Source organism: Nonomuraea sp. NPDC050153, from assembly GCF_044460125.1.
Classification (GTDB): domain Bacteria; phylum Actinomycetota; class Actinomycetes; order Streptosporangiales; family Streptosporangiaceae; genus Nonomuraea.
In genome coordinates this window covers 135,385-146,501 of record NZ_JBITJQ010000021.1, presented here as the reverse complement: position 1 = coordinate 146,501, position 11,117 = coordinate 135,385, and the positions used below count along the sequence as shown (strand labels likewise).

The 11,117-nt window shown below is 74.0% G+C and carries 10 protein-coding genes and 1 pseudogene; all 11 read right to left on the bottom strand.

Annotation, left to right across the window (positions count from 1 at the left end; translation table 11 throughout):
- Window positions 1–5: 5 nt before the first annotated feature.
- The 11 genes and pseudogenes from ACIBQ1_RS39015 to ACIBQ1_RS38965 all read right to left on the bottom strand — a co-directional run bounded on the left by ACIBQ1_RS39015 (window position 6) and on the right by ACIBQ1_RS38965 (window position 10,970).
- Complete coding sequence (locus tag ACIBQ1_RS39015) at window positions 6–155, bottom strand: hypothetical protein (RefSeq protein ID WP_397284882.1); 150 nt, start codon at window positions 153–155, stop codon at window positions 6–8.
- 50 nt (window positions 156–205) lie between these two features.
- A complete protein-coding gene (locus ACIBQ1_RS39010) occupies window positions 206–2,608 on the bottom strand; it encodes a hypothetical protein (protein WP_397284880.1) in 2,403 nt (800 codons plus the stop codon).
- Window positions 2,605–3,477, bottom strand: coding sequence for a thiopeptide-type bacteriocin biosynthesis protein (locus ACIBQ1_RS39005; protein WP_397284878.1), 873 nt, complete (start codon window positions 3,475–3,477; stop codon window positions 2,605–2,607). Before ACIBQ1_RS39005 ends, ACIBQ1_RS39010 begins: the two co-directional genes overlap by 4 nt.
- A gap of 68 nt (window positions 3,478–3,545) precedes the next feature.
- The gene (locus ACIBQ1_RS39000) at window positions 3,546–6,443 is read right to left on the bottom strand and encodes an AAA family ATPase (protein ID WP_397284967.1); all 2,898 of its coding nucleotides are present in this window, start codon (window positions 6,441–6,443) and stop codon (window positions 3,546–3,548) included.
- A gap of 12 nt (window positions 6,444–6,455) precedes the next feature.
- A pseudogene (locus tag ACIBQ1_RS38995) lies at window positions 6,456–6,524 on the bottom strand (zinc-ribbon domain-containing protein); the annotation flags it as partial.
- A gap of 6 nt (window positions 6,525–6,530) precedes the next feature.
- Window positions 6,531–6,716 carry an aroma-sacti cluster domain-containing protein gene (locus tag ACIBQ1_RS38990; protein WP_397284876.1) on the bottom strand — a complete coding sequence of 62 codons (186 nt, stop codon included), beginning with the start codon at window positions 6,714–6,716 and terminating at the stop codon, window positions 6,531–6,533.
- Entirely contained in the window at window positions 6,674–7,405 is a 732-nt protein-coding gene (locus ACIBQ1_RS38985; RefSeq protein ID WP_397284874.1) for an iron-containing redox enzyme family protein, read from the bottom strand. The genes ACIBQ1_RS38990 and ACIBQ1_RS38985 overlap by 43 nt, the downstream gene beginning before the upstream one ends.
- Window positions 7,402–8,385 (bottom strand): radical SAM protein, encoded by a 984-nt coding sequence (locus ACIBQ1_RS38980; protein WP_397284872.1) that lies wholly within the window; start codon window positions 8,383–8,385, stop codon window positions 7,402–7,404. Before ACIBQ1_RS38980 ends, ACIBQ1_RS38985 begins: the two co-directional genes overlap by 4 nt.
- On the bottom strand, window positions 8,385–9,476 hold the full coding sequence (locus ACIBQ1_RS38975) for a radical SAM protein (protein ID WP_397284870.1): 1,092 nt from the start codon (window positions 9,474–9,476) through the stop codon (window positions 8,385–8,387). Before ACIBQ1_RS38975 ends, ACIBQ1_RS38980 begins: the two co-directional genes overlap by 1 nt.
- Window positions 9,476–10,129, bottom strand: coding sequence for a GAF domain-containing protein (locus ACIBQ1_RS38970; RefSeq protein ID WP_397284868.1), 654 nt, complete (start codon window positions 10,127–10,129; stop codon window positions 9,476–9,478). Before ACIBQ1_RS38970 ends, ACIBQ1_RS38975 begins: the two co-directional genes overlap by 1 nt.
- Before the next feature lie 10 nt (window positions 10,130–10,139).
- Entirely contained in the window at window positions 10,140–10,970 is an 831-nt protein-coding gene (locus ACIBQ1_RS38965; RefSeq protein WP_397284866.1) for a S8 family serine peptidase, read from the bottom strand.
- Window positions 10,971–11,117: the final 147 nt, after the last annotated feature.

Sequence of the window (11,117 nt, the reverse complement as noted above, 5' to 3'; positions counted from 1 at the left end):
CGGTTTCAGCAGGTCCCGGTGCAGTGCCCGCTGCACCCGACGGTGCCCTCCACGGGGGCGTCCAGACCGTGGACCTCCAGCTCGTCGACCAGGGCCTCGACCTCGTCCTGAGGCTCGGTGCCGTCCTGGGGCTCGGGTGCGGTGTTCTCGGACATTGACGCGCCACCTCTTCCTTTTGTTGATCGGTATTCCGACATCCGGCCGGTCATGTCGTTCCGGCCGAAACCTGAGCGGCGGCCGCCAGCGCTGTGGGCGGCACCGCGTGGGGCAATCGAATGAGGATCTCCGCGGCCACCCGCTCGGTGCCGTGGTCGGACACGGTCAGCTCGTCGGCCGCGGGCAGCATCTCCGTGACGGTGAGCTCGGGCGGCTCGTCGCCGGCGGCGGACGCGAGCGCCTTCAAGGCCTGCTCGAACACCCGCGGCGCGCGCAAGCTGTCCAGGTCACAGGCCAGCGGCCGGTATCCGGACGGGCCGGCGACGAACACCCATCGGGGCAACCCGAGCCGGTCCCGCAGTGTGGTGAGCGCCCGGAGCCCGGCCAGGTCGCCGCCTCCCGCGAGGGCGAAGCCCAGCCGATCGGCGGGGACCCGCCACTGCGCGGCGGAGATCACCAGCGACCCGGCCACGCTGATCCGGGGGAGAAAGGACCGTTCGGGAAACGCGGTGAGCGAGCAGCGCAACCGGCGGCAGCGGGCCGCATGCTGCTGGGAGTCGGCACACAGGATCCCGCTCAGCACGTTCCACGGCGTCGTGGGGGTGCGCGTCGCGTGGGTGCAGATCCGCACGGGCCTGCCCGCATGGGAGATCACGACTCGATCCGCTTCACGGTGCGCGGTGAGCTCGCCCAACGGCAGGTGACGCGCCGCCGCTGCCTGCCACGTCGTGCCGTAATGGCCGGGGTCGGGGTCGCCGGTCCAGACGGAGGTGTACCGCGGCCTGCGGATGGCGTTGGCGGCCTGCTCCACCAGCGGCGGGATCAACAGCTCCACCGAGGGGACGCCGCTGATCCGGTCGAGCTCGGAGAGGAACGCCCGGTAGGCGTCGGCGGAGGGCACCGGCCCGTGCAGCCAGCGCAGCGTCTCGACGAAGCGTGCGTCGAGCACGGCGGCCGGGCTGGCGTTGTCCAGCACCCATCCGCCGCCGGAGAGCGGGCGGACCGCGCAATCGGTGGGCCAGGTGATCGGGGCGTCCGGTGCCCCGACGGCGTCGAGCATCGCCGGGCTGATGTCGATGACGGGTGCCGGCCGTGAGGCGGCGTCCAGCGCCGCGGCCATCAGGCCCAGGAGCCGTGCGTAGCCGGAGCCGGTGCGGTGTGCCGGGGGCCAGGCGTTCTGCGGGAGGACCCGCTGGTTCAGCTCTCCCTCCGCGGTCCGGGCCGCCATCTCCTCGGCGAACACGTCCATGACGGGACGTGGTCGCGGGCCGATCCGTTCCCGCAGCCTGCTGTGCGGCCTGGGCGCGTCCTCGGCGATCAGCGTGCCGATCCTGCGGTACTGCTCGAAGGCGTGCTGCAGGGTCGTCAGGTCGGCGGTGACGGCACCGTCGGCACGCCGGTACACGTCGACGAACCCGGCATCGGCGTCGGAGGCGGCCCGCGCGGTGGTCTTCTCCCATCGGCCGCGCCGCTGCCTCAGCGGGGCCGCGACTTCGAGCACGCCGAGCTGGACGAGCTTGCGGACGAGACCCGGAGGCGAGCCGGCCTCCAGCTCCGGCACCGGCCGGACGCCGGATCGCAGAGCCTCGACGATGCGGTCGAGCGCGGGGCTCCGCCGCAGCCGGTAGGTGAGGAGCTTGGGCGTGGAGGCGGCCGGATCGACCGTCCAGACCGCGAGGCGGTCGCCCTCCACCCGGTGCAGGGGGGTCATCGACAGCCGGTGGTCCGGCCGAAGCCGATCCGCGGCCGAACGTGCGAGGTCGCGCCGCCTGGTGTGCACGTTCTCCGTCCAGTCGACGGCGACCTGGCCGTTCACGGAGAGCTCGGATGAGTGCTCTGTCACGGGGACGAGCGAGACCTGCCCCAGCCAGGTCCGCGGCGTGGTCTTGACCGCGCCCCTGGCGATCATCCGCCAGAGGTAGTCGCTGCGCCTGCGCATCTTCTTGGAGGTCCACGGCTCGTCGCGGGCCAGCCGCCGCTCGATGTCGGCGAGCACGTCGGAGCTCACGCACGACCGGCCGCCGGGCACCGAGTCGAGCAGGTGCCACGGGGCCGCCAGCAGGCGGTCGTGCTCCTTCTCGACCAGGGCCCCGGCCTGCTCCTCCAGCCGCAGGAGCGCGGCGGAGAGGGACGCAACGCGGTCCAGGTGCGCGGTCAGGCCCGGGGCGATCTCGCGCAGGCGGTGTGCCTGGTCGGCGGTGAGGGGCCGGCCCTGGTGCAGGCGGCGCCGTACGGCGAGGACCGCGCGCCGCGCCGCGGCCGGCAGCTCCGGCCTGGGCACCACCTCGTCCCCGAGCCGTTCGGCCAGGGCGGACGCGTCCCCGCGGTAGTCGTCGGCGCAGCGGTCGAGCGCGCGCACGCACGCGAACAGCTCGGGGGAGGAGGCCGCCAGCCAGAGCCGGATGGGCAGCCCCGCGACGCGGAGCATGGCCGACTCGCTCATGGTGGTCACCGGGCGTCACCCTCCTCGCGGGCCAGCAGCGCCCCGGTGATCAGGGCCTGCCGCGGGGCCGGCAGGTTCGCCCGGTTCCAGTGGAAGATGACCAGGTACGACGCCACCGCGCGGGGCCCCATCTCGGCCGATCCGCTCTCGAAGTAGTCGCGGAACCAGCGTTCGCCCTCCTTGAGCACGACCTGCCGGTAGTCCTCGGCGAGTTCGGCCGCTTCGGGGGACAGCTTCGCGGCCAGCGCGGCAGGCGACGGCCAGACCGCGCGCAGCGCCGCGGTCAGCCGCGTGAGACGCGGATCCGCCAGGGCGGCCGAGGGGAGCCGCCGGTAGCGCCGCACCCGCTCCCAGACGCCGAGGCCCTCCCAGCCGTCGATCCGCAGGGTGGCGAACAGCGACCGGAGCAGCAGCAGCGACATCGCCCACGCGGGGCCGGGGGCGTGCCCGGCCAGGCGGAGCCGGTGGTAGTCCAGCCAGGCCAGCGAGTCGGCGGTGAAGACGCGGTGGACGCTGCGCATCGACGCCGGCCCGCCGAACAGGTACGTCTCCGGCTCGTACACGCCGGGACGCCAGCCGCTGATCACGCCGTCGCCCAGCCAGGCGTCCAGCCGCTCGCGCAGCAGCAGGTCGAGATCGGGCGCGGCCGAAGCCGGCCGGAACCGGACGCGCATGCCGGGGGGCTTGTGCATGAAGAAGAAGTCGCGGACCAGCTCGTCGCGGACGCACCGGCGGGCCAGGGCGGCCAGCCCCGCGTAGAGGTCGCCGGACCGCTCCGGGATCGGCGTGAGACCGAACTGCAGCCAGCGTTCCGCCGGGACCTCCAGCGCCGCCCCGGGCAGGACCTCGGATTCCGCCGATCCGGCTGACCGCTTCATTCGCCCACCTCCTCGGTGCCGTCTCCACGATCGTCAGGGAGGGCCTTCAGAGTCGGTTCATAGTCGGCTCATACGAGCGCGTCGATCGTTCGCAGGGCTCTGACGTCGCGTTTCACCTCGGCGTCCGCCCGCGCGAGCCCGGCGACGCGCTCGGCGAGAGCGCGGTCCCGGCAGCGGGCCGCCAGCCGCAGCGACACGAGCAGGGGCGTGATCCTGGCGCCCGCGCCGTGCACCCCGTCGAGCCGGGCGCCGGCGCGGACCACGTGCTCGATCGCCGCGTCCGGACGCTCCTCGCGGAGCGCGGCGGCGGCCGCGGCCTGCTCGGTCAGGACCTCGATGTCCCAGCTGTCCGCGCCCCGCGCGCCGGGCGGGCCGTCCGCCGCTAACGTCGCGTGCCAGAGCCGGGCCGACCGCGCGCCCGCGCTGAACCCGATCGCGTCGAACCGCTGGATGGCGCGTTCCAGGGCCCGCCCGGCGCCGTCGTGGTCGCCGTGCCGTTCCGCGAGGGTGGCGCGGAACATGTCCAGCCCGGCCAGGCCGGGCTGGTGCCCGATTCCGGCCAGGATGGACCGGCCCTCGTCGAGCAGGTCCGTGGCGGTGGCCGAGTCGCACGTCATGTCCGCGAGCAGGGCCGCCGGGCAGCCGACGGCCGCGCGTACCGTGTGGGCGTCCTTGAGCTCGGCGTGCAGCTGCGCGCAGATCGCCGTGGCCGCCGGGGCGGGGGTGTTCCCGTACGCGAGGCAGAGCGCGAGGTTGCCGTAGATCTCGGTGGCGCCGAAGCACCAGCGTGCCCGCCGCGCGTGGCCGAACGCCTCGTGCAGCACGGCTTCGGCCGTCACGTAGTCGCCGTCCTCCATGTGCCCGATGCCCTCCAGGAGGAGGACCCTGGCGTGCGCCGCCGGATCGTCGGCGCGGCGGGCCAGCTCGCGGGCCTGGCCGATCAGGGACCGGTGCCATCGCCCGGTCATCGCGGAGCGGGCCACCGCCTCGTTGAGGGTGAGCTGCACCGCGGCCGCGAGGTTGCCGCCGGTGTCCCAGCGCTTCCTGGCCTCCGCGATCCGGGCCAGGGTCTCGTCGGCCCTTCCGGCGGCGGCCGTGGCGTACGTCTCGATGGCCGCGATCTCCAGTTCGAGACCGGGCAGGCCGGAGTCGAGCCCGCCGACCTGGCCTGCGGTCTGCAGGGCCATCGCGAGGTCGCCCCGCGAGAGCGCGAACTGGGCGGCGGCGCACAGAGCACGTGCCGCGCGGGCGGCGGCGTGCCGCTCTTCCTGCCCTCCCGGGCGCAGTTCGAGCCAGGCGGCGTGCGCGCGGCCGGCGTGCAGGGCGCACAGCTCGATCTCCGAGGGATGGCGGTCGACGCGGGCCTCGGCCAGGTCGGCGACCTGCGCGTGCGCGCGGGCGCGGTCGGCCAGCGGCAGCCTGCCGTACGCGACCTCGGCGACGACCGGCGACTCGACCTCCAGCTCGCCGGCCGATCTCGCCCGGGTGACCAGCAGCCCGTCGCCGAGCAGCTGGGCGAGCGTCTCGTCGAAGGTCCGGTCCAGCGGCGGGTCCAGGGCCGCGGCGACCTTCTCCAGGTCACCGGCGACGCAGCTGCCGCCGAGCGCGTTGGCGATGGCGAGCAGCCGCTGGGCGTCCACGCCCAGATGATCGAGGCGGGCGCCCACCGCCGCCTCCGCGCTCGGCGCGATGAGATCGGTACGGCCCTCGGCGTCCACCTGGAGGTGGGCGAGCTGTTCGAGGTAGAGGGGGTTGCCGGCGCTGCGCCGGGCGAGGTCGTCCAGCATGCCTTCGAGCACGGGCGGGCCGAGACGGGCGGCCACGGTCGCCGCCAGCTCCCGGGCGTCTGCCGGGCCGAGCGGCGGGATGCGCAGCGCGGTCACCGCCCCCCGCGCCAGGGGCGGCCCGTCCACCCGGCCACTGAGCAGCAGCACGGCCCGGACGTCCAGGTCCGGATCGTCGAGGCCCTCCGCGAACTCGCGCACCGCAGGGGACATCCACTGGCAGTCGTCGAGGACGAGGACGATCGGACGCCGCGCCGCCGCCTCCCGCAGCAGCTCGCGCAGGGTCCAGAAGATCTCCTCCTTGCCCTGGGGCCCCTGTCCCCTCGGCACGCGGACCGGCTGGTCTCCCCCCAGAGCCTCGGCCAGCTGGTAGAGGGGCCAGTAGCCGAGCCGCTGCCCGTCGCGCCGGCAGCGCAGGGTCAGGACCCGCGCGACCGGCGCCATCCGCCGCGACGCCTCGGCCACCAGCCGGGACTTCCCGACGCCCGGCTCGCCGGCCAGCGCCACGACCGGGACGCCCGGCCGGCTCAGTCCGGTCCGCAGCGCGGCCATGAGGTCGTCCAGCTGGGATCGGCGGTCCACCAGGGGCGTGCGCGCCTCGTCGGCGTCCCCTCCCTCAGCGACGGCGGCGGAGACCTGCCACGCCCGCAGCGGGCGGCTGAAGCCCTTGGCCGCGATCGGCTCGATGGGACGGGTGGATACGGCTCCCCGGACGAGCAGCCAGGTCCGCACGTCCATGACGACGCCGTCGGCCGGCGCGGCGGCCTGGAGCCGGGCGGCGCGGTTCATGACCTCGCCGATCGCGAACGAGGAGTCCCGCTCGGAGAGGGCGACCTGCCCCGAGGCGATCCCGAAGCGGACCGAGAAGTCCACCCCTCGCGTCCGGCGCAGGTCGGCGGCCTGGTGCGCGATCCGCTCCAGGGAGACCCGGGCGCATTCGACCGCGCGGAGCGCGTCGTCCTCGTGGGTGGCCTCCACGCCGAAGACCGCGACCACGGCGTCCCCGATGAACTTCTCCACCCGGCCGCCCTGCTCGGTCGCCGCCCGGCTGACGTCGGCGAAGTACGTGGCCAGCGTGCTCTGCCAGACCTCGGGGCTGAGGCCGCGCGCGAGTTCCGTCGAGCCGGCCACGTCGCCGAAGAGCACGGTCACGAACCGCAGGGTGGTGCGGGGTCTGGACACGGAGGTCAGGGCGCTGCCGCAGGACATGCAGAAGCGCGCGGCGGAGGGGTTCTCAGCGCCGCATCGATCGCAGGGTCGCATCACGGGTCACCAGCACCAGCCACCGCTCGCGTAGGCATGCCCTTCGACGTCCACGGCGTCCTCCATGCGTTCCTTGATGGAGATGAGCACCTGGAGCTCTTCGTCGCTGAGCGACTGCAGCACCGCGATCTGCTCCCCTGACGCGGTCGTCAGGTCGAAGCCGGCGGCTTCCAATTGGTCGATGGTCGCCATGGTCTCTCCTTTCCTGCGGCGTTCGCGCGCAGCTGGACGGCGTCGACGAGCTGTGCCAGGCCGTATGCCGTGTTGAGTGCGCTCAGCCCGATCAGCGTCTCCGCCTCGGGGGTGAGCGGGAGGCCGTCCATCGCGCGCCACAGCTCCTCGCGGTGCGTGCCGTCCACGACGGCGTGGGTCACCAGGGTGCGGAACGCGTCCAGCGGCAGGCCGGTGCGCCGGGAGAGCAGCGGCGCCAGATCGGGAGGGGGAGGATAACCCTCCAGGACGGCGACGTGCCCGAGCAGCGCCACCGGGTGGGCGTGCTTGATCCAGTAGTACTGGGAGCCGACCACCGCGGCGACGCAGGGCAGCGGCGGGTCCGTGAACAGGGTGCCGGCGTCGCCTCCCGCGCGGGCGTAGTCCCGCACCACGTCTTGGTCGTGGCCGTACTCCTCGTGCACGTGGTGGGCGAGATACCCGGCGAGGCCCCGCGCGATCTCGTCGTCGCGCGCCAGGCACGCCGTGGTGGCGTCGAGGATGAGCGGCACGGTGGCGCGCAGCATGCCGTGCAGGGCCCGCAGCCATTCCAGATAGACCTCGCGCGGCGCGGGGTGCCGCCACATCTGCTCCGTCCTGGCCAGCAGCGCCGGCATGACGAGGTCGATCTTGGCCATGAGCCGCAGGCTGGTGGTCGGTGCCGTGATCATGTCCCGCCTCCCTGGCCCATGAGGGCGGTGAGCAGCCGGGATCCGTCGCCCTCGGCGTTTTCGTGCAGGCGCCAGCACAGGCCGCAGATGTCCGGGTAGCGAGATCGGGCGAGCGCGGCGAACGGCGGCAGCCGCACCAGGTCGTCCGGCCGGACCGAACCGACGGCGCGCAGCAGCGGGTCGTCGCGGAACCCGGCCAGCGCGGCGCGCACCTCCGCCGCGCCGGTCGCCCGCCGGCGCAGTCCCCGGGGCCCGTCGCCCGTGATGACGCTCTCGTTGCAGCAGCCCGTGACCACGCCGTCGTAGCGCACGGTCGGCGACGCGGTCAGCGGGCACGTGCCCAGCTCGGCGACGCCGTGGCGGCGTCCGATCGCGAAGACGCCGCTCCCGCGGCCGGCCCGCAGCGGGGTGATCAGCGTGATCTCCGCGCGCCCGGACCAGTCGTCCCCCAGCGTGTCGCGGAGGACTCCCTCGGCGAACGGCACCGCGCCGGGCTCGTCCAGGAGCTGGACGATGATGTGGCAGCGCGCCCGCGCCGCGTGCGCCACGGCGCGGCCGAACCGCCGCCGGTCGACGGTGGCCCGGTGGAAGCCGTCCGTGCTGAGGATCACGGTCGAGGACCGTTCCAGCACCCGCGTGATCCACCGGGGGCAGCGCGGCCCCGACGCCCAGTGTCCGCTGGAGAAGAGCACGACGTCCTTGCCCGCGTCCGTGAACGCGTCCACGGCCAGGATCAGCCCGCGACGCTCGGCGAACGGCTCGCCGCCCGAGATCGCCACGGCCTCGATGCCGGGCTCGGCGGCGATGCCCGCCAGGATCTCCGTGAAGAGGCGGTAGTCGGTGATGCGCGGCCCGGCCGGGAGCGCGGCGACGGAACAGTGCGCGCACCCGACCGGACACCGGTCGGTGAGGTAGAGCAGCACGGTGCGGCCACGCGTCCGTCGCAGCCGCTCGATGTCCGCTAGCCTCAACCGGCGCATCACCGCTCCCGACCCTCCCAGCCGAGCGTCACCAGCTCGCTGTAGCGGGCGATGCCGTGGCGGCGGGCGAAACCGTACGGGCCGTGGCGCTCCAGGAGAGCGCGTACGGCGCCCTCCATCGCCGGACCGGCAGGGGAGCCCAGGTAACCGGCGGCTCGCTCGCCCAGGCCGCGGTCGCGGTGCAGGGTGACGCAGACGTCGCAGTAGCCGGAGGCGACGGCTCCCGCTCCGAACCGTGCCTTGGCGTAGCGCGGCCCGAACATCCGGACGGCCCGCGCCAGCGGGCGGTCCAGGTGGCGGCGGCGCAGCACCGGCCAGGGATCGTGATCGGCGTGCCCGAGGACCAGGTGCGGCGGGCGCGCGGCGGCGGCGAGAGTCTCGTTGCAGCAGGTGAGCACCGTCCCGTCGTAGGTGACCAGCGGCCAGGCCGCCAGCTCGCACGGCGCGGGCGCGGCGGGACCCTCCGGCGGGACGGCGACCGGGCCGGCGGCTGGGCCGTTCAGGGCTCTCGCGCGCCCGACGGACCGGAGCGGCACCACGAGCATGGGCACCCGGTCGGCGAACTCCTCCCGCACCTCGCGCACCAGGTCCGCGACGTACGGGTCCGCCTCGCCGTCCCCGGTGATCTGCACGCTCACCTGCGGCCCCCAGGACCGGATCTCGCGCAGCACGCGGAAGGCCGCCCGCCTGCCCACCTCCCGCTCGTGGAAGCGGTCGAGGCTGACCGCGAAGTGATCGACCGCCGAGATGGCCGCCCGCAGGGCGGGCGGCACCGCGTGCCCGTCCCGGGCGAAGAACAGCCCCGACAGCAGGTACGACCTCGTCCCCGACAGCCGGGCCGAGTCGGCGAGGTCGCGCACCAGCCGCGGCCGCAGCAGCGCCTCGCCGCCGGACATGGCGATGAACTCCGGATGTTCCTGCCGCGTGAAGGACGCGACCAGCCGCCGGAAAGGGCGGTCCGCGTGCTCCGCGGCGTCCATGGCGGACTCCGTCGAGCAGTGCGCGCACGACAGCGGGCAGCGGCGGGTGAGGGCGAGGAAGACGCCCGCGGCGGGCACGGCGCGCAGCACCGCCATCTCGGCCAGATGCATCAGGTCACTCCGTGGCCGGTGGTGGCGGTGACGAACTTGCTCAGCGCGTTGAGCAGCTCGTCCACCGCGGCGTCGGAGGCCTCCGTACGGCTGAGCGCGATCTCCAGGCGGGACCAGGGGGTGAGGCCCTCCCTGGCGCTGCGGGTCAGCGAGCGGGCGGCGGCCATGAGCGTGAGCGTGATCGCCGACTGGGCGGCCAGCTCGGTGAACAGGTCGATGGCCGCCATCTCCCCGAACCTCTGCAGGGCGGGGTCGAGCACCTCCATCACGCCGATGGTGCGATCCTCGAGCTCCAGCGGGGCCGCCATGAGGATCTTCGGCACGTATCCGGTGCTCTGCGCGAACTCGCGGTCGAAGCGCGGGTCCGCCTGGACGTCGCTGAGCAGCACGGTCTCGCCGGTCTGGAACACCCACCCGGCCACGCCGCGCCCGGTCGGGATGGCGACCCCGAGCAGGCGGTCCTCGCCCTCCCCCGACGACGCCTCGAACACCAGCCGGTCGCGCTCCTCGTCGTACAGGAACACCGACGCGGCCGACGCCGAGAACGTCAGCCGGGCGAGCCGTACGGCCGACCTCAGCAACTCGTCGTGCTCGGTGGGGCGCAGCAGCCGCCCCAGCGAGGAGGTCAAGGAATCAGGGATGCCCACGCCCATGGTGGCCTCCTCATGTCCTGTTGTTCGCGACGGCGGCCAGCACATGCTTGAGCTGGCCGGTGGGAAGGCCCGGGTGCCGCTGCAGTACGCGCGCGCACAGCCCGGTGATGTGCGGGGTGGCGAAGCTGTTGCCGGTGAGGCGCGAGGTGCCGCCGCCGGGCAGCGGCACCTCGACGCCGATCCCGCGCGCGAAGAACTCGGCCGGGGGCTCCGGGTTGCATTCGATGTGCTCGGCGAGCGCCAGCGTGTGCGAACCCACCGAGATCACGCTCGGGAAGTGCCAGGGATAGCTGCGCACCGGCCGGTTGTGGGCGGAGGCCACGATGGTGACCCCGGCGAAGAACGCCCTGTCGACGAGGTCGTGCAGGGCCTCCTTGTGCTCGGCGCGCCGGGTCGAAAGGCTCAGGTTGACCAGGGAGAAGCGCTGCTCGATGGCCCACTCCAGGGCGGCCAGCAGCACCTCGCCACGGCCCTGCAACCCGCTGCCGAGCACGCGTACGCTGGTCAGCTCGCAGTCCGGGGCCATGGACCGGATGACGCCGGCGCAGGCCGTCCCGTGGCCCGCCTGGTCGCCGACCTCGTCGGGCACGACGTCCAGGCCGTCGCCCGTCACGGTGAGCGGGGTGATCGGCCTGGTGAAGACGGGGTGCCGCTCGTCGACGCCGCTGTCGATCAGGCAGATCCGCACGCCGGATCCGGTGGCCGACCCCCAGGCCCAGTCACGCGTGATCGCGCAGGGGAGGGCCAGCCGGGCCGAGTCCAGGACCGCGCCACGTGAGGCGTGCGCCAGCCGAAAGGTCCGGAGAGGCGGTGCCTCCGCGACAGCCTGAAAATCAGCCATTGCCCACCCTCAGCGTCATTGTTCCCGGCTCCGAGGAAATAGTGGGAGAGGCCGTTCATAGTTACTTCAGAGTCCGATCAAAGCGTCGCCTGAGACCGATTTCGAGGGCTTGAGAAACCCCATCGACTGACAGACCATGAGAGCGAA

Bases quoted from the DNA above. Each gene is read 5' to 3' on its own strand.
- ACIBQ1_RS39015 (WP_397284882.1), bottom strand. From the start codon at position 155: ATGTCCGAGAACACCGCACCCGAGCCCCAGGACGGCACCGAGCCTCAG.
- ACIBQ1_RS39005 (WP_397284878.1), bottom strand. From the start codon at position 3,477: ATGAAGCGGTCAGCCGGATCGGCGGAATCCGAGGTCCTGCCCGGGGCG.
- ACIBQ1_RS38990 (WP_397284876.1), bottom strand. From the start codon at position 6,716: ATGGCGACCATCGACCAATTGGAAGCCGCCGGCTTCGACCTGACGACC.
- ACIBQ1_RS38985 (WP_397284874.1), bottom strand. From the start codon at position 7,405: ATGATCACGGCACCGACCACCAGCCTGCGGCTCATGGCCAAGATCGAC.
- ACIBQ1_RS38980 (WP_397284872.1), bottom strand. From the start codon at position 8,385: ATGCGCCGGTTGAGGCTAGCGGACATCGAGCGGCTGCGACGGACGCGT.
- ACIBQ1_RS38975 (WP_397284870.1), bottom strand. From the start codon at position 9,476: ATGCATCTGGCCGAGATGGCGGTGCTGCGCGCCGTGCCCGCCGCGGGC.
- ACIBQ1_RS38970 (WP_397284868.1), bottom strand. From the start codon at position 10,129: ATGGGCGTGGGCATCCCTGATTCCTTGACCTCCTCGCTGGGGCGGCTG.
- ACIBQ1_RS38965 (WP_397284866.1), bottom strand. From the start codon at position 10,970: ATGGCTGATTTTCAGGCTGTCGCGGAGGCACCGCCTCTCCGGACCTTT.